Here is a 17166-nt window from a genome sequence, read left to right on the forward strand (position 1 = left end):
AGACTCGACGCGTGGTGATCGAGCAGGGACTCTCCGGGTACGCCGCGGTGGTGCTGGCCGGAGGCCAGGGCAGCCGGCTCGGCGGGGTCGACAAGGCCTCGATCGAGGTGGACGGACGGAGCCTGCTCGAGCACGCTCTCGACGCGGTCGTCGACGCCGGCGAGGTCGTGGTGGTCGGCGAGCAGGTGCCCACCGACCGTCCGGTCACCTTCGTGCTCGAGGAGCCGCGGCGCGGCGGACCCGCGGCCGGGCTGCTCACCGGACGCGACGCGCTGCTGAGGACCTTCCCGACGATCGCTGTGCTCGCGGTCGACATGCCTCGCCTGCACGCCGGCACGTTCCGTCGCCTGCACGAGGCGGCCGTCGGACACGAGGGGGCGGTGCTCGCCGACCCGGACGGCCGCCGCCAGCTGGCGTTCGTGGTGGAGACCGCGCGCCTGGACGCCGTACGGCCCGACCGCGAGCGCCAGCACGGCCTGTCCGTGCGGGCCCTGCTGGAGACGGTCGACCTGGTCGAGGTCGCCCCCACCGGCGACGAGGCCCGTGACATCGACACCTGGAGCGACCTGCGCGACCTAGCCTCACGGGAGGAGTCACGGGAGGAGTCGCGTGAGGAGTCGCGTGGGGAGTCCGCGGGCTGACGACACGCCGGTGCCCCTTGCACCCGCCGTCGCCCCGTATCACTCTGGTCGGGTGAACCTCCACGACTGGATCGATGAGTTGTGCGACGCCCTCGACATCGAGGCCGAGGCTGACGAGGGCCTGCTGGTCGACCTCGCCGGGATCACGCGCGAGAACGTCCACCCGGCCGCGGGTCACGTGACCGCCTTCCTGCTGGGCTTCGCGGCCGGCGAGCAGGGCGCCGACCCCGACGAGGTGGAGCGGCTCGCGGCCAAGGCGCAGGCCCTCGCCGAGTCGTGGGACCGGCCCGCGGGGGCCGCGGACGACGCCGACGCCGACGTGGAGTTCGAGGAGCTCGCCGACGCCGACTACTCCGACGAGGACTCGCTCGTCTAGGGCGTCCGGCGGACCGTGCCGGCGGCTGGGCGCCCGCTCGGAGCGGCTGTCAGACTTCCGGCATGCGTGCTGTCACCCAGGCCGCCCCGGGCGGACCCGAGACCCTCGCCGTGACCGAGCTCCCCGACCCGACGCCGGGGCCGGGCGAGATCCTGATCGACGTGGCGGCCACCGCCGTCAACCGCGCCGACCTGCTGCAGCGGCAGGGCTTCTACCCGCCGCCGCCCGGTGCCTCGGACATCATCGGGCTGGAGTGCAGCGGCACGGTCGCCGCGCTCGGCGCCGGAGTGAGCGGCTGGACCGTCGGGGACCAGGTGTGCGCACTCCTGGCCGGCGGTGGGTACGCCAGCCGGGTCGTCGTACCGGAGGGACAGGTGATGCCCGTTCCCCACGGCGTCGACCTCGTGACCGCCGCGGCGCTGCCGGAGGTGGCGTGCACGGTCTGGTCGAACGTGTTCATGGTCGCGGGGCTGCGCCCCGACGACGTCTTCCTGGTGCACGGCGGCGGCGGCGGGATCGGCACCTTCGCGATCCAGCTCGCCAGGGCCTGCGGGGCCCGGGTGTTCACGACCGCCGGGAGCGAGGAGAAGCTGGCCCGGTGCCGCGAGCTCGGCGCCGAGCGTGCGATCAACTACCGCGAGGAGGACTTCGTCGAGGTCGTGCGCGAGGCCACCGGCGGTGAGGGCGCGGACGTCGTCCTCGACAACATGGGAGCCAAGTATCTCGCCCGCAACGTGGAGGTGCTCGCCGACGAGGGCCGTCTCGTCGTCATCGGGATGCAGGGCGGAACGAAGGCCGAGCTCGACCTGGGGCGGCTCCTCGCCAAGCGGGGCGCGGTCGTCGCGACCGCCCTGCGCTCACGACCGCTCGAGAGCAAGGAGCGCATCTGCGCCTCCGTCGCCGAGAACGTGTGGCCGCTCGTGGCCGACGGCTCGATCGTGCCCGTGGTGTCCGCCGTCCTGCCGCTCGAGGAGGTCGGCGAGGCGCACCGGATGATCGAGTCGGGCGAGGCGGTGGGGAAGGTCCTGCTGACGCCCTGACCGGTAGGTTGGGGCCATGAGCGAGAACGCCTCCGAGAGCGAAGAGCAGATCGTCGTCATCGGGCCGGACGGGCAGCCGATCGGCACCGTCCCCGCGTCCGCGGTGCAGCAGGCGGACGACTCCGCCGACGACGGGGACGACGACGGCGAGCGCGCGCTGACCGACCTCGTCGAGCAGCCCGCGAAGGTGATGCGGATCGGCAGCATGATCCGCCAGCTGCTCGAGGAGGTGAAGGCGGCCCCGCTCGACGAGGCCAGCCGCACCCGTCTGGCCGCCATCCACCGCTCCTCGATCGCCGAGCTGGAGCAGGGCCTGGCTCCCGAGCTGGTCGAGGAGCTGGAGCGGCTCTCGCTTCCGTTCAGCGAGGACGCGACCCCCTCGGAGGGCGAGCTGCGCATCGCCCAGGCCCAGCTCGTCGGCTGGCTCGAAGGCCTGTTCCACGGCATCCAGACCGCCATCTACGCCCAGCAGATGGCGGCCCGCGCGCAGTTCGAGCAGATCCGGCGCGCGCTGCCGCCGGGCATGAGCCTCGGCGGGCCGGGTGTCCCTGGAGGTACGCCGGGCGGCCAGGCCGCTCCGTCGGCGCCGTCGGCGCCCGAGCAGGGGGGCGACCCGTCGTCCGGCGGGATGTACCTCTAGCCGGACCGAGCGGCCCTCGCCGGACGGGTCGAGGTCTCGCTCAGCCGCGGCGGCCGAGCCGCGAGACCAGCAGCAGGCCGAGGAGGCCGATCAGGCTGATCGCGGCCCCCGAGGCGACCACGCGGCTGATCTGCGGCGGCTCGCCCAGCGGCTCCTCGGGGGCGCGGAAGCTCACCGGCTCCGGGGTCGGCGTCGGAGCGGGGGGCGGCGCGACGGACTCGAGGAACTTCCGCAGCGTGGAGGCGATCTTCGGCGTCAGGCCACGAGGCAGGAGCACCGTGCCACCGCAGGCGTCGGCGACCAGGCCCTCGGGCGAGTCCTGCGTGAAGAAGAGGTACGACGCACCCTGGCGCACGCCGGGCGCCGCGCCGACAGGCCACTCGATCGTGACCGCGGCCTGCTGGCCCTTGGCGACGTCGCCCAGCCAGACCCGCTCGACGCTCACGCCGTAGCCGACCCGCGTGGAGCCGGCGACCGGCGCCGCGGCGTCGACCCGGCCGACGAACACGTCGTCCGACGCGGCAGCGCGCTGGTCGACGGTGGCCTCGTCGCTGATGTCGACCGGGGCGCAGTCGGCCGGCATCGTCCGGACCGTTGCGCCGCTCGGTCCCGTCGGGGCGCCGGCGGCGCTCGCGCCGCTCGCGGACGCACCGAGGAGGGTGAGCAGCGCGAGCGGGACCGCGACGAGGGCAGCGCGCAGCGGACGGGGGGCCTTCACGCCTCCATCCCACCAGATCCGGGCGCGGGGAACCAGCGACCGATCTCGACGGCGGCGCCGTCCTCGTCGACCGAGGCGGTGACCGCGTCGGCGACCGCCTTCACCTCGTCGACCGCCTGGCCCATCGCGACACCGCGGCCGGCCCACTGCAGCATCTCGATGTCGTTGCGGCCGTCCCCGATGGCGAGGACGTCGGCCCGGTCGACGCCGAGCTGCTGGGCGACGTACTCCAGGCCCGAGGCCTTGGAGACGCCGACCGGGGCGAGGTCGAGCCACGCCGTCCAGCCGACGACGTAGTCGGTGCCGTGTAGCCCGAGGTTGGCGGCGAGGGCGACGAAGTCCTCCGCCGTCGCCTTCGGGTCGCGGATGATCACGCGGCTGACCGGCTCGGCGACCATGTCCTCGACGGCGGCGACGATGGTCTGTCCGCCGAGCTCGCCGTCGGGGAAGGGGCCCGACACGCGATAGCCGATGCCGCGCTCCTCGACCGCGACCAGGGCGTCGGGGTGCTGCTCGAGCACGGCGGCGACCGCGGGGCGTGCGTCGAAGGTGACCTCGTGGACGACCTCGGCGGGCGGGTAGCGCAGCACGACGGCGCCGTTGGCGGCCACGATCCACAGCCGCTCGCCGTGGCCGTGGAGGTCGAGCATGTCGGCGACGATCGTCATGTTGTGCGGTGCGCGGCCCGACGACAGCACCACGTGGGCGCCGGAGTCGAGAACGCGCTGGACGGCGTCGTGGACCGCGGGCGTGACCTCCTCGTGGCTCATCCCGAGGCCGGCGACCCACTTGAGCAGGGTGCCGTCGATGTCGAGCGCGACGAGGCGGGGCCTCCAGTCGGCGGCGGGCTCGGTCATCGGGCGACGGGCTCCAGCACCTCGCGGCCGCCGAGATAGGGCTGGAGCGCCTTCGGCACCCGGACCGACCCGTCGGCCTGCTGGTGGGTCTCGAGGACGGCGACGATCGCGCGGGTGATCGCCGTGAGCGTGCCGTTCAGCGTCGCGACCGGGCCGGTGCGATCGCCGTACCGGCCACGGGTGTCGAGGCGCCGGGTCTGGAAGTCGGTGCAGTTGGAGGTCGAGGTGAGCTCGCGGTACTTGCCCTGGGTCGGGATCCAGGCCTCGCAGTCGAACTTGCGGATCGCGCTCGCGCCGAGGTCGCCGGCGGCGATGTCCACGACGCGGTAGGCCAGCTCGAGCTTGTCGAGGAACTCCCGCTCCCACGCCAGGAGGCGCTCGTGCTCGGCGGCCGCGTCCTCCAGCGTGGTGTAGACGAACATCTCCACCTTGTCGAACCAGTGGACCCGGATGATCCCCTTGGTGTCCTTGCCGTGCGAGCCTGCCTCCTTGCGGAAGCACGGGCTGAACGCGGCGTAGCGCCGCGGCAGGGTGTCGGCGTCGAGGATCTCGTTGGAGTGGTACGCCGCCATCGGCACCTCGGAGGTGCCGACGAGGTACATCTCCTCGCCCTCGATCCGGTAGATGTCCTCGCCGCCGCCCTGGTCGAGGTAGCCGGTGCCCTCCATCGCCTCGCGGCGGACCAGGGAGGGCGCGATGACCTGGGTGAACCCGGCGGCGCTCGCCTGCTCCATCGCGAGGTTCACCAGCGCCAGCTCGAGCTGGGCCCCCACGCCGGTGAGGAAGTAGAAGCGGCTGCCGCTCACCTTGGCGCCGCGTTCGAGGTCGATCGCGCCGAGCAGCCGGCCGAGCTCGATGTGGTCACGGGGCTCGAAGCCCTCCGCGGCGAAGTCGCGCGGCGTACCGACCTCCTCCAGGACCACGAAGTCGTCCTCGCCGCCGGGTGGGGTCTCCTCCGCGACGACATTGGGGATGGCCTTGAGCGCCGTCGTCCACGCCTCGTCGGCAGCGCCCTGCGCGGCCTCCAGGTCCTTGACCTCGGCCGCGAGCTGCTTGACCTGCGCGAGGAGCGCCTGCTTCTCCTCGCCCTGCGCCTGCGCCACCTGCTTGCCGAAGGTCTTCTGCGCCGCGCGCTTCTCCTCGAACGCCGCGATCGCCGTACGCCGCGCGGCGTCGGCCTCCAGCGCCCGGTCGACCACGTCGGGAGAGGCCCCGCGCTTGGCCTGCGAGGCACGGACGCGGTCGGGCTCGTCGCGGAGGAGGCGCGGGTCGATCATGAGGTGAGGTTATCTGGCCGCCCCGGTGGTCGAGGTGCGAGGCCGCCCGCGGCCGAGCCTCGAAACCACCGGCCGCTCAGAACGGCGAGATCGGCTCCGGCGCGGGGAACAGCGCGTCCAGCTCGGCGAGGTCGTCGGGGGTGGGCACCCAGGCGTCGGCGGCGGCGTTGGCGGCGACCTGCTCGGGCGAGGTGGCGCCGGCGATGACCGAGGCGACCGGCTCCTGGGCGAGCAGCCATCCGATCGCCACGGTGACCTCGGACACGCCGCGGGCGGCGGCGAAGTCGGAGTAGGCCCGCAGCGTGGGCGAGACGGCGTCCTCGAGGAGGTGCCGACGGGTGCGGGAGAGCCGCGACCCCTCGGGAGCCTCGCCGGAGGCGTACTTGCCGGTGAGCAGGCCGTTGGCAAGGGGGAAGTACGGCAGCACGCCGAGGCCGAACGCACGGGCCGCGGGCAGCACCTCGAGCTCCGCGCGACGGTCGGTGAGGTTGTAGTGGTTCTGCGCGGAGACGAAGCGCTCGACGCCGAGCTCACGCGCGACGTACTCGGCCTGCGCGATCTGCCAGCCGGCGCGGTTGGAGTGGCCGAGATAGCGGACCTTGCCCTCGCGGACCAGGTCGTCGAGGGCCGACATGGTCTCCTCGATCGGCGTGCGCGGGTCAGGGGTGTGGAACTGGTACAGGTCGATCCAGTCGGTCCCGAGCCGGCGCAGCGACGCCTCGACGGCGGTGCGGATGTAGCGCCGCGAGCCGCGGGCGCCGAAGTCGGGGCCGTTGTAGCCCTGCATGTCCATCCCGAACTTCGTCGCCACGACGACCTCGGAGCGCCGCGACCCGAGCGCCTTGCCGAGCCGCTCCTCGGCCAGGCCCGGCGTGGCGCCGTAGGTGTCGGCGACGTCGAAGAAGGTGATCCCCGCGTCCAGCGCGGCCGCCACGACCCGGTCGCTGCCCTCCTGGGACTCCGTCGCGGCGCCGGGGCGGCCGAGGTTGTTGCAGCCGAGGCCCACGCGGGAGACGACGAGGCCGGAGCGGCCGAGGGTGGTCGTGGAGGGGGTCGCGGAGGAGGGGGACGTCATGGCTCGACGTTATCCTCCGGGGGTGCTCGACCGACCCCGCCGGACCCCGCTGCTGGCCTCGCTGATCCTGCTCGCCCTCTTCGGGGCGGTGGCGGGGGCGGTGGCCGCCGACTGGTCCTGGCTGATGGACGTCGACCTCGAGGGCGAGTCGGCCCGCACGTGGGCCGGCGACCAGGGCTGGCTGCGCGACCCGCTCCGCGCGGTCGAGGTCGCCTTCGGCACCCCGGCCATGACCGCGATCACGACGGTGCTCGCCGTCGCCCTGTTCGTGAAGGGCCATCGCCGCGCGGGCGTCCTGGTCGCGGTCGTCATGGCGACGACCGCGCTGGCGACCTACGGCACCAAGGTGCTCATCGGGCGCGGCCGCCCGGTGTGGCAGGACCCCGAGTTCTTCCTGCACTCCAACGCCTTCCCCAGCGGCCACACCTCCGCGATCGCCGCGTTCAGCGGTCTCGTCGTCGTGCTGGCGGTGATGCTGGTACGACGCCAGGGGATCCGCCGGCTCATCACGACCCTGGCGGTCCTGCTCTGGGCCGTCGTCTCCGCCGACCGGGTCCTGCTCGGCCGCCACTACCCCAGCGACGTCCTGGGCGGCACCCTGCTCGGCCTCGGCCTGCTGCTGCTCGGCGTCGCGCTCTACAACCCGCTCCCCCGCAGCCACGCGCTCAAGGCCGAGCCGCTGCCCGAGCCGTTCCCGTCGGCCCGCCGCCTGGCCGTCGTCCTCAACCCGATCAAGGTCGAGTCGGTCGAGCAGTTCCAGGCGATGGTGAGCCAGATGGCGCTCGAGACCGGCTGGAACGCGCCGCGCTGGTATCTCACCACCGTCGAGGACTCCGGCACCGGGCAGGCCGAGCAGGCCGCGGTCGACGGCGCCGACCTGGTCATCGTCTGCGGCGGCGACGGCACGGTGCGCGAGGTGTGCGCCGAGCTCGCCGGCACGGGCATCCCGGTGGGCGTCGTGCCCGCCGGCACCGGCAACCTGCTGGCCCGCAACCTGGAGATCCCACTGTTCATCCGGGCCGCCATCGACATCGCGCTCACCGGCCAGGACCGGGCGATCGACATGGTCGAGGTCGACGGCGACGGCATCGAGCCCACCCACTTCATGGTGATGGCGGGCATGGGCTTCGACGCCGCGATCATGGAGGGCGTCAACGAGGACCTCAAGAAGAAGGTCGGCTGGCTCGCCTACGTGCTCTCGGCGCTCAAGGGCCTGATGTTCCCGGCGATGAGGCTGGAGGTCTCGGTCGACGACATGCCCTTCACCAAGCACCGCGCCCGCACCTGCGTCATCGGCAACGTCGGCAGCCTGCAGGGCGGGATGAACCTGATCCCCGACGCCTCCATCGACGACGGCCAGCTCGACGTCGTCCTGCTCTACCCGCGGCGCTTCCTCAGCTGGATCCCGCTCGTGCTGCGGGTGCTGACCCGCCGCGAGCACAACGCCGGCGAGTCGGTGGCCCGGATGACCGGTCGCAAGGTCGTCGTCCGCGCGTCGGGCGAGGTCCCGCGCCAGCTCGACGGCGACACGATCGGCGTCGGCTCGGAGCTGCGCATGGAGTGCGTCCACGGACGCGTGCTGGTGCGCGTCCCGCGCTAGCTAGCTGCGCGCGAGGCGGGCGTGTGCGACCGCCTCCGCCTCCTCGGGCGAGAGCTCCTGCTCGCTGCTCCACCCGGCGACCGACTTCGCGTAGGTCCGGGCCTCGCTGCGACCGCGGATCGAGGTGAGGACGACGCCGTCGCCGGCGTCGTCGAGCAGCGCGAGCGACCACGACAGCCGGCCGCCCATCTCGTCGAAGGCGTCGTAGCGGACGACGGCCAGATGGCGCAGCGCGCCGGCGGCCTCCGCTCGCAGCGCCGCGACCTCCCGGCGCAGCCCGGCCGCGTCGGTGGGCAGGTCCGCGTCCGCGGACGCCGCGGGGGCACGGGGCGTGGGGAGCGTCACGGCGAGCGCCGCTCCGGCGAGCAGCAGGGCCAGGAGGGAGATCGCGACGGCCATGCGGGCAAAGGTACGGAACGAGACCGGCCCGGCGCGCTCGTACGCGCCGGGCCGGACCTGCCCGTGGATGTCGGCGTCAGTCGAGCGGTCGCGCGTCCTCCAGCTCGTCGGCCAGCTCGTCGAAGATCTCCGCGTAGGCCTGGTAGGAGTACGGCGCTCCGGCGTACCACCCGTAGACCTGGCCGGCCTTGACGGCAGGCAGGTTGGCCCAGGTGTCGATGCCCTTCATCTTCTCCTTGACGGCCTCGGTGTTGCGGACGTCCATCAAGATCACGTCGGCGTCGGCGAACTCGGCGGCCTTCTCCCAGCTGAGCTCCTTGAACACCTCGCCCTCGCCCACACCCTCCGGGGTGACCAGGTCGACGCCCGCGGCCGCGAGGGTGCCGGTCTCGGGCAGTGCGGCCGGGTTGACCACCCAGAAGGAGCTGTCGCTGCCGGACGCGACGAGCACCTCGAGATCCTTCTCGTTGGCGGTGATCTCGGCGACGGCCTCGTCGTAGTCGGCCTTCGCCTCCTGCACCGCGTCGTCGCAGGTCGGGTCCGCGCCGAGGCGGCCGGCGAGGTCGACGAAGACCTCGATCGCCTCGTCGATCGTGGTCGGCTGCCCGTTGACGCCGACGACCGGCGCGATGTCCTCGATCTGCTTCTCCAGCTTGCCCGGCACGTACCAGAGCTCGCCTCCGAAGGAGAAGTCGAGCAGGAGGTCGGGCTGCATCGCCGCGAACGCGTCGACGTCGAACTCGCCCCAGGTCTTGCCGAGGGTGGTCATCTCGGAGAGGTCGACGTTCCCCCGCTGGTACGCCGACGCCGGATCGTCGCCGAGCTCCCCGTAGATGCCGTCGACCTGGTAGCCCGCGTCCCACAGGGCCGCGGCGATGCTGTTCTGCGCGACGACGGTGGTGGGCACCTCGTCGAGGGCGACCGAGGTGCCGCGGGCGTCGTCGTACGCGAAGCCGCCGGTGGGGGCGGCCGACTGGCACTCGGCCAGCGAGTCGTCGCCGGCGTCGTCCTGGGCGCCGGGGTCGGTGTCGCCGCTGCAGCCGGTGAGCGCGAGCGCCGCCGCGAACGCGGTGGCTGCGGCGATCGGGGCCCGGCGCGCGCCGATCCGTCGTCGGGTCATCTGGTTTCCTCCTTGGGTGGGGCCGACGCTCTCGTCGGCACGCTCTTGCGCGGGATCACCAGCGGCGTCCCGCACTCGGGGTCGGGGACGACCCGGCAGGCCAGGCCGTAGACGTGCTCGACGAGCGCCTCGGTGATGACGTCCGCGGGCGCGCCCTCGGCGACGACGGCGCCGTCCTTCATCGCCACCAGGTGGGTGGCGTACCGGCACGCCAGGTTGAGGTCGTGGAGCACGGCGACGAGGGTGTAGCCGCGCTCCGCACGCAGGTGCTCGCACAGGTCGAGGACCTCGACCTGGTGGGCGATGTCGAGATAGGTCGTGGGCTCGTCGAGCAGCAGGATCTCGGTGCGCTGGGCGAGGGCCATCGCCAGCCAGACCCGCTGCCGCTGCCCGCCGGAGAGCTCGTCGACCAGCCGCTCGGCGAGCTCCTCGATGTCGGTGGCGGCGAGCGCCTCCCGGACCGCCTCCTCGTCGTCGCGCGTCCACTGGCGCAGCAGGCTCTGGTGGGGATAGCGGCCGCGCGCGACCAGGTCGGCCACGGTGATCCCGTCGGGCGCGACCTGCGCCTGGGGCAGCAGCCCGAGACGGCGCGCGACCTCCTTGGAGGAGTACCGGTGGATCGCCTGCCCGTCGAGGTGCACCGACCCCGCGCGCGGCCTCAGCAGCCGGGCCAGGCCGCGCAGCAGCGTGGACTTGCCGCAGCCGTTGGCGCCCACGATCACCGTGAACGAGCCGTCCGGTACGGCGAGGCTCAGGTCCTCGGTGATGACCCGTCGGTCGTAGCCGAGGGTGAGCGCCTCCGCGCGCAGGCGGTGGTCGCCGCCGGTGCGCGCCGCCGTCCTGCCGAGACCGGGTGCGGGGCCCGTCGTCGTGGTCTCCGCGCTCGTCGTCGCGGTCGTCCCCAGGTCGCTCATGCGTGTCCCTTCCGCCATTCACGGGTCAGCAGCCAGGCGAGGAAGGCCCCGCCGATCACTCCGGTCACCACGCCGACGGGCACCTGGCGCGGCTGGAACAGCTCGCGGGCCGCGTGGTCGGCGAGCACGAGGAGCACCGCGCCGGTCAGCGCGGAGGTGGCGATGTTGGGCCCGCTCGCACGGGTCAGGCGCCGGGCGACCTGGGGCGCGCTGAGGGCCACGAAGACGATCGGGCCGGCCGCGGCCACGGCGAGGCTGCTGAGCAGGACGCCGATGGTGATCGCGGTCAGCCGCAGCCGGTCGGTGCGCTGGCCGAGCCCGGCGGCGCTGTCGTCGGCGAGCTCGGCGACCATCAGCGGTCGGGACAGGCCGAGGGCAGCGATGCAGAGCATCCCGACGAGCAGGGCCAGCCAGCCCACGCCGTCCCAGCTCGCGCCGGCGAGGCTTCCGACCAGCCAGGCGCCCGCCTCCTGGGCGTCGTACACGTCGGCCTGGACGATGAGCATCGAGTTGACCGAGAGCAGCAGAGCGCCGAGGCCGACGCCGATGAGCACCAGGCGGAGTCCGTCCAGCCCGTTGCGCAGCGCGAGGAGGTAGACGGCGACCGCGGTCACCAGGCCGCCCACCACCGCGCCCACGGCCGCGCCCGCGAAGCCGGCGCCGAGGACGAGGAGGGCGACCAGACCACCGGTGGAGGCGCCGGTCTCGAAGCCGATCACGTCGGGACTGCCGAGCGGGTTGCGCGACACGGTCTGGAAGATCGAGCCGGACATCCCCAGGGCGAGGCCGATGAGCAGGGCGGTGGCGACCCGGGGCAGCCGGGAGTCGAGGACGAGGTACTCCTCGAAGGCCGAGCCCCGGCCGGTCAGCGTCGCGACGAGCCGCGGAAGGCCCACCTGGATCTCGCCGAACAGCACGGAGCAGACGGCCGCGGCGAGCGCGAGGGCCGCGAGCAGGAGGCCGACGGCGACCGAGCGGCGCGACATCCGCAGCGCGACCGGGCCGAGCCGTATGGCGCGGAGCCCGAGGGTCGGAGTCGTCGTACCGGCGCTCATAGGTGGGCCAACCGGCGGCGGCGGACGAGGACGATGAAGAGCGGAGCGCCGATGAAGGCGGTCATGATGCCCGCCTCCACCTCGCGCTCGGACGCGATCCGCCCGGCGGTGTCGGCGAGGAGGAGCAGGGCGGCGGACAGCACCATGGACAGCGGCAGCACCCAGCGCTGGTCGGGTCCGACGAGGTGGCGAGCGACGTGCGGCAGCACCAGGCCGAGGAACACGATCGGCCCCGCGAGCGCGGTGGCGGCGCCGCACAGCAGGGTGATCGCCACCGCCGTGAGCACGCGCAGCCGCCCGATGTTCACGCCCAGGGCACGTCCGGTGTCCTCGCCCAGCGCGATCGCGTTCAGCGCCGGGGCCACGAAGGCCGCGACCAGGCCGCCGGCGAGGAGGAACGGCCAGACCGTGCCCAGCACCGAGATCTCCCGCCCGACGACCGAGCCGACCAGCCAGAAGCGCATCGTGTCGAAGGAGGCCTGGCTGGAGAGCGCGACGCCGTTGACGTACGACGACAGCACGGCCGTCAGGGCGGCCCCGGCGAGCGCCAGCCGGACCGGGGTGGCGCTCGCCCGGCCTCCGGAGCCGAGCACGTAGACGACCACCGACGCGGCCGCCGCTCCGGCGAAGGCGAACCAGATCTGCACGCCGGCGTCGGTGATGTCGAGGAAGGCGATCCCGGTGACGACGGCCGCGGCCGCGCCGGCGTTGACGCCGAGCAGTCCCGGGTCCGCGAGGGGGTTGCGGGTGAGCGCCTGCATGAGGGCGCCGGCCGCGCCGAGCGCGACGCCGACGACCAGCGCGAGCACGGTGCGGTCCAGGCGCAGACCGCGCACGATGTCGCGGGCGGGCGTGGCGCCGGGGTCCACGAGCTCGCGCACCACCGTCGGCGGACTGAGCCACTGGTTCCCGACCATCAGGCTCAGGACCACGGCCGCGGCGAGCACCGCGCCGGCGCCGAGGAGGGCGACGACCCGACGGGGTGCGGCGACGCTGCGCCGTGGGGCGCGCGGAGAGGCGAGAGCGGTCATGACTTAGGGAAGGCTAACCTGCTTTACGTCGGACCGCGAACGCCGTCCACCGCGCACGCGGCGGCGGCGCCCTCCCCAGGCGCCCACCCGCCGGACGGGCGGACACGGCCGGCGCGCCCCCACGCCCTACCCTGTGCGGCATGGCCCGCATCGCGTACCAGGGGGAACCCGGCGCCAACTCGCACATCGTGTGCAAGCAGCACTACCCGGACGCCGAGGCCGTGGCCTGCGCCTCCTTCGAGGACGTCTTCGCCGCCGTCGCCAGCGGCGACTGCGACCTCGCGCTGATCCCGATCGACAACTCGATCGCGGGACGGGTGGCGGACATCCACCACTTCCTCCCGGACTCGGGCCTCCACATCATCGCCGAGCACTTCCTGCGCATCCAGTTCCACCTGATGGTGATCCCCGGGGCGGGCACCGAGACGATCCGCACCGTGCACAGCCACGTCCACGCCCTGGGCCAGTGCCGCAAGATCATCCGCGAGCTCGGGCTCACCCCGATCATCTCCGGCGACACCGCCGGCGCCGCCCGGGAGATCGCCGAGGCCGGCGACCCGACGCAGGCGGCGATCGCGCCGCCGCTCGCCGCGGAGATCTACGGCCTGGAGATCCTGCGCGAGGACGTCGAGGACGAGGACCACAACACCACGCGCTTCGTCGTCCTCTCCCCCCAGCTCGTCGAGGCCCCGCGCGGCAACGGTCCGGTCGTGACGAGCTTCGTGTTCAACGTCCGCAACCTGCCGGCCGCGCTGTACAAGGCGCTCGGCGGCTTCGCGACCAACGGCATCAACATGACCAAGCTGGAGAGCTACATGGTCGGCGGGGAGTTCACCGCCACCCAGTTCCTGGCCGAGGTCGACGGCCATCCGGAGGACCCGGCGCTCGCCCGGGCGCTCGAGGAGCTGACCTTCTTCACCACCGACATCAAGGTGCTCGGGGTCTACCCCGCCGACCCGTTCCGGGGCTGAGCCGCCCGGGATAACCGATGTGTCCGGGACACGTTGTGACAGGTGGCTCCCGCACCGGCGCCGGGCCGACTAGGGTCGGCGGTGACAGTCGGGGAGAGAAGGCGAGCCGGCGGCCTGCCGCCCGGCACAGCGAAAGGGTCAGCATGGCAACGTTCTTCGAGCACTTCTCGCCTCAGGAGATCGCGCGGATCAGCGCGACGGGCCGGCGCGTGCGGCTCCCCGAGGGCTGGTCTCCGATCTGGGAGGACACCCCCGCCGACAAGGCGTACATCATCCTCGACGGCACGGTCTCGGTCCGCCGCGACGGCGCCGAGATCGCGCAGCTCGGCGCCGGCGACATCGTCGGCGAGGCCGCGATCGTCGGGCAGAAGCTGCGCAACGCCACGGTCGTGGCGCTGACGCCGCTCGACACGATCCACCTCACCGACGAGACCCTGCGCGAGCTGGACGCCGAGTGGCCGGCCTTCCACGACGCGCTCGTCGAGGTCGCGCAGGCGCGCCTCGGCGGCCAGGCCTGAGCATCCCGCTCTCCTCGTGAGCACCGGCGACGACCCCGTCGACGACCCCGTCGGCGGGGTCGTCGCCGCGCTCGAGGAGCATCTTCTCGGCGAGACGCCCCGGCTCACCCAGCAGCAGGTCGCCGAGCGCGCCGGCGTACCGCTGGCGACGGCGAACGAGCTGTGGCACCTGCTCGGCTTCGCGCACGTGCCGGACGACGAGGCCGCCTTCACCAGCGCCGACGTCCGGGCACTGCAGCTCACCAGCGACCTGATCCGGCTGGGCATCTTGAGCCGCGAGCGGCAGGACGGCCTGGTCCGGACCTGGGGCCGCAGCTTCGCCCGCCTGGCCGACTGGCAGGTGGCGCTGCTCGCCTCGGTCGCCGCGGAGGTGGGCGCCGACCCGATCGAGGGGCTGCTGGCCATCTCCGACGAGGCGGTGCCACGGGTCCAGGAGCTGCAGGACTACGTCTGGCGCCGCCACCTGCTCAGCGCCGGGTCGCGGCTGCTGGCCGAGCAGGGCGCCGGCCCGTCGACGACCCTTGCCGTGTGCTTCGTCGACATCGTCGGCTACACCTCGCGCTCGCGCACCCTCACCGACCGCGAGCTGGTGTCGTGGCTGGAGTCCTTCGAGTCCACCGTGCTCGCCCTGACCGTCGACCGGGGCGGCCGGATCATCAAGAACATCGGCGACGAGCTGCTCGTCGTCGCCGACTCCGCCACGGCGATGGCCGACATCGCGCTCGAGCTCACCCGCCGCGGCGCCGACCCCGACGACCCCTTCCCCGCGGTCCGGGCCGGCATCGCGTACGGCGAGGTGGTCACCCGCCTCGGCGACGTCTTCGGCCCCGTCGTCAACATCGCCGCCCGGCTCACCTCGGTGGCGCGACCCAGCTCGGTGCTCGTCGACCTCGGCGCCTACGAGGCGCTCGCCGGACGCCGGCACGAGGACGCCGAGGAGGCCGAGGAGCACCCGCCCGAGCGCGGGTCCGACCCGGCCGAGCACGCGGGCGGCTACCGCCTGCGCCGGCTGCGCCGGATCTCGGTCAAGGGATACTCCCGGCTCAAGGTCTGGGTGCTCCAGGACGCCGCGCTGTGACTCACTCCACAGCCTGACCGGAGACTGGCGACCCCTCTCGCGTTTCCGGCCCTGCCAGGTGGGAAGGTCAGCCCCGGCACGCAGTGGGGCGTGCCGCCCCCTGAGACAGGAGTCCAGCTTCATGCGCATGTCCCGAGCATTCGCCGTCGCCGTGGCCGCGGTGCTGATGGCTGCCGCCAGCCTCTTCGGCGCGGCCGGCCCGGCCTCGGCCGTGGTCGTCAAGAACACCGAGGTCCGCTTCGACCCGTCGACCTCGACGTCGACCGGCTACGGCGACTACTACAGCCTCTACGCCTACGCCTACGAGGCCGGCACCAACACCAAGGTCTACCGCGGCGGGCTCACGCTCAACACGCGGCCGATCGGCGGCACCACGTGGACCCCGCTGGTCTCCAACACGAGCGCCTACGTGATCGAGGGCATCGAGCTGTCGGAGTCCTTCGAGTACCAGGCCGTCTACGCCGGCTCCAAGGCCACGACCTCCACCGGCACCACGTACAACCCGTCGGTCTCGCCGGTCTTCACGGTGACCGTCAACCGCGGCATCAAGTACATCGAGAAGGGCCCCCGCAAGATCTGCGCCCAGGTCGGGCCGCTCTCCGCGCCGTACAAGAACAAGCCGGTGACGACGTCGTACAAGATCGGCAAGAAGAAGGGCTGGCGCAACAGCTGGACCTTCCGGACCAACAAGAAGTCCATGCACTGCTACAAGATCACCAAGACCAAGGCGCCGAAGAACGTCAAGGTGCCCAAGGGCCCGAAGCTGCGGGCCTCCAAGACCGTCTTCGTGAAGTCCGGTGGCATGAAGAAGTACGTCGACATCCAGTACTACACGTACTGAGCGACACCCACCTGCTCGACGAGGGGGCGGGACCGGCGACGTGCCGGTCCCGCCCCCTCCGCGCGTCTCCAGGACGCGGTCAGCGGATGGTCACCTGCCGGTTGGCCAGTCCGCTGCGCGCGGAGCGCTCCTCGGTGGTGAGGTCCGCGGTGTCCGCGAGCGCCGCGTCGAGCTTGGCCTTGAACGCGGTGGCGGCCTCCTCGAGCGGCTCCGGGCCGGTGCCGACGGGCAGGTCCCAGACCGGGGCGAGCAGCCCGTGGGCGCGGAACATGCCGACGAAGCGGGCGTCCGGCACGATCACGTCGTCACCGGAGACGTGCAGGCGCGCGAGGGCGTCGAGGAGGGCGTCCTCCGGCTCGGGCATCACCCAGCGCAGGTGCTCCTTCGCGCCCATCCGCGTCCAGTAGGCCGCGCTCACCTCGGTCAGCCGCGCGGTCGGCGCGGCCGCGCCCTCGGCCTGCTCGAGAGCCTGGGCCAGCTCGGAGCTGGCGTCCATGTCGGCGACCCAGTAGTCGAAGCCGTCGTGCACCTCGACGGCGAGCGGCTCGTCGGCCACGAGGTCCTGCAGCCGCGGGCCCGGACCCGGAGGAGCGGTCAGACCGATCATGCCGGCGCCGGGCTCGGCGGCCAGCGCCTCGAGCAGCACGGCGCCGAGGTCGCGCGCGGGGTCGCCGTAGTTGTGCTGCACCTGCAGGCCGAGCCAGACCTCGCCACTGTCGCGCACGAGCGCCGGCGCCGCCATCGGCAGCAGCGTGCAGAGCTTCACGACCCGGTCGGCGTACTCACCGCGGAGCGGGAGCGGAGCGGTGCCGGCCGGCACCAGCTCGCGCAGGGCCACCAGGTCGCACTCCGACGCCAGGCCCTCGAAAGGGCGCTTGACGAAGACCTGGCCGCCGCCCGGGGCGCCGTGGCAGGCCTTGTAGCGCTTGCCGGAGCCGCAGGGACAGGGCTGCCGAGGGCCGACCTCGCCGGCAGGGGCGGCGGCAGCGGTCTTGGTGCGGTTCTTCTTCGCCAT

General features: G+C 73.2%; 19 protein-coding genes. 9 read left to right on the forward strand and 10 right to left on the reverse strand.

What is annotated here, in order from left to right:
* Positions 1-11: 11 nt before the first annotated feature.
* The 4 genes from ACJ5H2_RS20080 (at position 12) to ACJ5H2_RS20095 (ending at position 2697) form a co-directional block, all read left to right on the forward strand.
* The gene (locus ACJ5H2_RS20080; RefSeq protein ID WP_408897205.1) at positions 12-641 is read left to right on the forward strand and encodes a molybdenum cofactor guanylyltransferase; all 630 of its coding nucleotides are present in this window, start codon (positions 12-14) and stop codon (positions 639-641) included.
* A 52-nt stretch (positions 642-693) separates the two neighbouring features.
* A complete protein-coding gene (locus ACJ5H2_RS20085) occupies positions 694-1017 on the forward strand; it encodes a DUF6457 domain-containing protein (RefSeq protein ID WP_408897206.1) in 324 nt (107 codons plus the stop codon).
* 62 nt (positions 1018-1079) lie between these two features.
* Positions 1080-2057 carry an NAD(P)H-quinone oxidoreductase gene (locus ACJ5H2_RS20090; protein WP_408897207.1) on the forward strand — a complete coding sequence of 326 codons (978 nt, stop codon included), beginning with the start codon at positions 1080-1082 and terminating at the stop codon, positions 2055-2057.
* Positions 2058-2073: 16 nt separating this feature from the next.
* On the forward strand, positions 2074-2697 hold the full coding sequence (locus ACJ5H2_RS20095) for a bacterial proteasome activator family protein (protein ID WP_408897208.1): 624 nt from the start codon (positions 2074-2076) through the stop codon (positions 2695-2697).
* A 40-nt stretch (positions 2698-2737) separates the two neighbouring features.
* Here the strand turns inward: ACJ5H2_RS20095 and ACJ5H2_RS20100 are convergent, their stop codons facing one another.
* From ACJ5H2_RS20100 to ACJ5H2_RS20115, 4 genes are all read right to left on the reverse strand, one after another.
* Complete coding sequence (locus ACJ5H2_RS20100; RefSeq protein ID WP_408897209.1) at positions 2738-3415, reverse strand: hypothetical protein; 678 nt, start codon at positions 3413-3415, stop codon at positions 2738-2740.
* A complete protein-coding gene (locus ACJ5H2_RS20105; protein WP_408897210.1) occupies positions 3412-4272 on the reverse strand; it encodes an HAD family hydrolase in 861 nt (286 codons plus the stop codon). Before ACJ5H2_RS20105 ends, ACJ5H2_RS20100 begins: the two co-directional genes overlap by 4 nt.
* Complete coding sequence (gene serS, locus ACJ5H2_RS20110) at positions 4269-5549, reverse strand: serine--tRNA ligase (protein ID WP_408897211.1); 1281 nt, start codon at positions 5547-5549, stop codon at positions 4269-4271. Before serS ends, ACJ5H2_RS20105 begins: the two co-directional genes overlap by 4 nt.
* Positions 5550-5625: 76 nt before the next feature.
* A complete protein-coding gene (locus ACJ5H2_RS20115) occupies positions 5626-6624 on the reverse strand; it encodes an aldo/keto reductase (RefSeq protein ID WP_408897212.1) in 999 nt (332 codons plus the stop codon).
* Between the two features lie 22 nt (positions 6625-6646).
* On the opposite strand from ACJ5H2_RS20115, the gene ACJ5H2_RS20120 reads away from it, so the two are divergent.
* On the forward strand, positions 6647-8224 hold the full coding sequence (locus ACJ5H2_RS20120; RefSeq protein ID WP_408897213.1) for a YegS/Rv2252/BmrU family lipid kinase: 1578 nt from the start codon (positions 6647-6649) through the stop codon (positions 8222-8224).
* Here the strand turns inward: ACJ5H2_RS20120 and ACJ5H2_RS20125 are convergent, their stop codons facing one another.
* From ACJ5H2_RS20125 to ACJ5H2_RS20145, 5 genes are all read right to left on the reverse strand, one after another.
* Entirely contained in the window at positions 8225-8623 is a 399-nt protein-coding gene (locus ACJ5H2_RS20125; RefSeq protein ID WP_408897214.1) for a DUF4446 family protein, read from the reverse strand.
* A 76-nt stretch (positions 8624-8699) separates the two neighbouring features.
* Positions 8700-9743 carry an ABC transporter substrate-binding protein gene (locus tag ACJ5H2_RS20130; RefSeq protein ID WP_408897215.1) on the reverse strand — a complete coding sequence of 348 codons (1044 nt, stop codon included), beginning with the start codon at positions 9741-9743 and terminating at the stop codon, positions 8700-8702.
* Entirely contained in the window at positions 9740-10657 is a 918-nt protein-coding gene (locus ACJ5H2_RS20135; protein ID WP_408897216.1) for an ABC transporter ATP-binding protein, read from the reverse strand. The genes ACJ5H2_RS20130 and ACJ5H2_RS20135 overlap by 4 nt, the downstream gene beginning before the upstream one ends.
* Positions 10654-11712, reverse strand: coding sequence for a FecCD family ABC transporter permease (locus tag ACJ5H2_RS20140; protein ID WP_408897217.1), 1059 nt, complete (start codon positions 11710-11712; stop codon positions 10654-10656). The genes ACJ5H2_RS20135 and ACJ5H2_RS20140 overlap by 4 nt, the downstream gene beginning before the upstream one ends.
* The gene (locus ACJ5H2_RS20145) at positions 11709-12743 is read right to left on the reverse strand and encodes a FecCD family ABC transporter permease (protein ID WP_408897218.1); all 1035 of its coding nucleotides are present in this window, start codon (positions 12741-12743) and stop codon (positions 11709-11711) included. The genes ACJ5H2_RS20140 and ACJ5H2_RS20145 overlap by 4 nt, the downstream gene beginning before the upstream one ends.
* Before the next feature lie 140 nt (positions 12744-12883).
* On the opposite strand from ACJ5H2_RS20145, the gene ACJ5H2_RS20150 reads away from it, so the two are divergent.
* The 4 genes from ACJ5H2_RS20150 to ACJ5H2_RS20165 all read left to right on the forward strand — a co-directional run bounded on the left by ACJ5H2_RS20150 (position 12884) and on the right by ACJ5H2_RS20165 (position 16151).
* Positions 12884-13714 (forward strand): prephenate dehydratase, encoded by an 831-nt coding sequence (locus ACJ5H2_RS20150; RefSeq protein ID WP_408897219.1) that lies wholly within the window; start codon positions 12884-12886, stop codon positions 13712-13714.
* A gap of 143 nt (positions 13715-13857) precedes the next feature.
* Positions 13858-14232, forward strand: a complete 375-nt coding sequence (locus tag ACJ5H2_RS20155; protein ID WP_408897220.1) for a Crp/Fnr family transcriptional regulator — start codon at positions 13858-13860, stop codon at positions 14230-14232.
* Positions 14233-14248: 16 nt separating this feature from the next.
* Complete coding sequence (locus ACJ5H2_RS20160; protein ID WP_408897221.1) at positions 14249-15310, forward strand: adenylate/guanylate cyclase domain-containing protein; 1062 nt, start codon at positions 14249-14251, stop codon at positions 15308-15310.
* A 127-nt stretch (positions 15311-15437) separates the two neighbouring features.
* The gene (locus ACJ5H2_RS20165; RefSeq protein WP_408897222.1) at positions 15438-16151 is read left to right on the forward strand and encodes a hypothetical protein; all 714 of its coding nucleotides are present in this window, start codon (positions 15438-15440) and stop codon (positions 16149-16151) included.
* A 79-nt stretch (positions 16152-16230) separates the two neighbouring features.
* Here ACJ5H2_RS20165 and ACJ5H2_RS20170 read toward each other — a convergent pair whose 3' ends face one another.
* Complete coding sequence (locus ACJ5H2_RS20170; protein ID WP_408897223.1) at positions 16231-17166, reverse strand: DUF5926 family protein; 936 nt, start codon at positions 17164-17166, stop codon at positions 16231-16233.

The sequence above is a fragment of the Nocardioides pymetrozini genome (assembly GCF_046058985.1).
In the GTDB taxonomy this organism is placed as follows: Bacteria; Actinomycetota; Actinomycetes; order Propionibacteriales; family Nocardioidaceae; genus Nocardioides.

Coding starts and splice junctions, on each gene's coding strand:
- ACJ5H2_RS20090 (WP_408897207.1), top strand. CDS start 1,080: ATGCGTGCTGTCACCCAGGCCGCCCCGGGCGGACCCGAGACCCTCGCC.
- ACJ5H2_RS20095 (WP_408897208.1), top strand. CDS start 2,074: ATGAGCGAGAACGCCTCCGAGAGCGAAGAGCAGATCGTCGTCATCGGG.
- ACJ5H2_RS20105 (WP_408897210.1), bottom strand. CDS start 4,272: ATGACCGAGCCCGCCGCCGACTGGAGGCCCCGCCTCGTCGCGCTCGAC.
- serS (WP_408897211.1), bottom strand. CDS start 5,549: ATGATCGACCCGCGCCTCCTCCGCGACGAGCCCGACCGCGTCCGTGCC.
- ACJ5H2_RS20115 (WP_408897212.1), bottom strand. CDS start 6,624: ATGACGTCCCCCTCCTCCGCGACCCCCTCCACGACCACCCTCGGCCGC.
- ACJ5H2_RS20125 (WP_408897214.1), bottom strand. CDS start 8,623: ATGGCCGTCGCGATCTCCCTCCTGGCCCTGCTGCTCGCCGGAGCGGCG.
- ACJ5H2_RS20130 (WP_408897215.1), bottom strand. CDS start 9,743: ATGACCCGACGACGGATCGGCGCGCGCCGGGCCCCGATCGCCGCAGCC.
- ACJ5H2_RS20135 (WP_408897216.1), bottom strand. CDS start 10,657: ATGAGCGACCTGGGGACGACCGCGACGACGAGCGCGGAGACCACGACG.
- ACJ5H2_RS20140 (WP_408897217.1), bottom strand. CDS start 11,712: ATGAGCGCCGGTACGACGACTCCGACCCTCGGGCTCCGCGCCATACGG.
- ACJ5H2_RS20145 (WP_408897218.1), bottom strand. CDS start 12,743: ATGACCGCTCTCGCCTCTCCGCGCGCCCCACGGCGCAGCGTCGCCGCA.
- ACJ5H2_RS20150 (WP_408897219.1), top strand. CDS start 12,884: ATGGCCCGCATCGCGTACCAGGGGGAACCCGGCGCCAACTCGCACATC.
- ACJ5H2_RS20155 (WP_408897220.1), top strand. CDS start 13,858: ATGGCAACGTTCTTCGAGCACTTCTCGCCTCAGGAGATCGCGCGGATC.
- ACJ5H2_RS20165 (WP_408897222.1), top strand. CDS start 15,438: ATGTCCCGAGCATTCGCCGTCGCCGTGGCCGCGGTGCTGATGGCTGCC.
- ACJ5H2_RS20170 (WP_408897223.1), bottom strand. CDS start 17,166: ATGGCGAAGAAGAACCGCACCAAGACCGCTGCCGCCGCCCCTGCCGGC.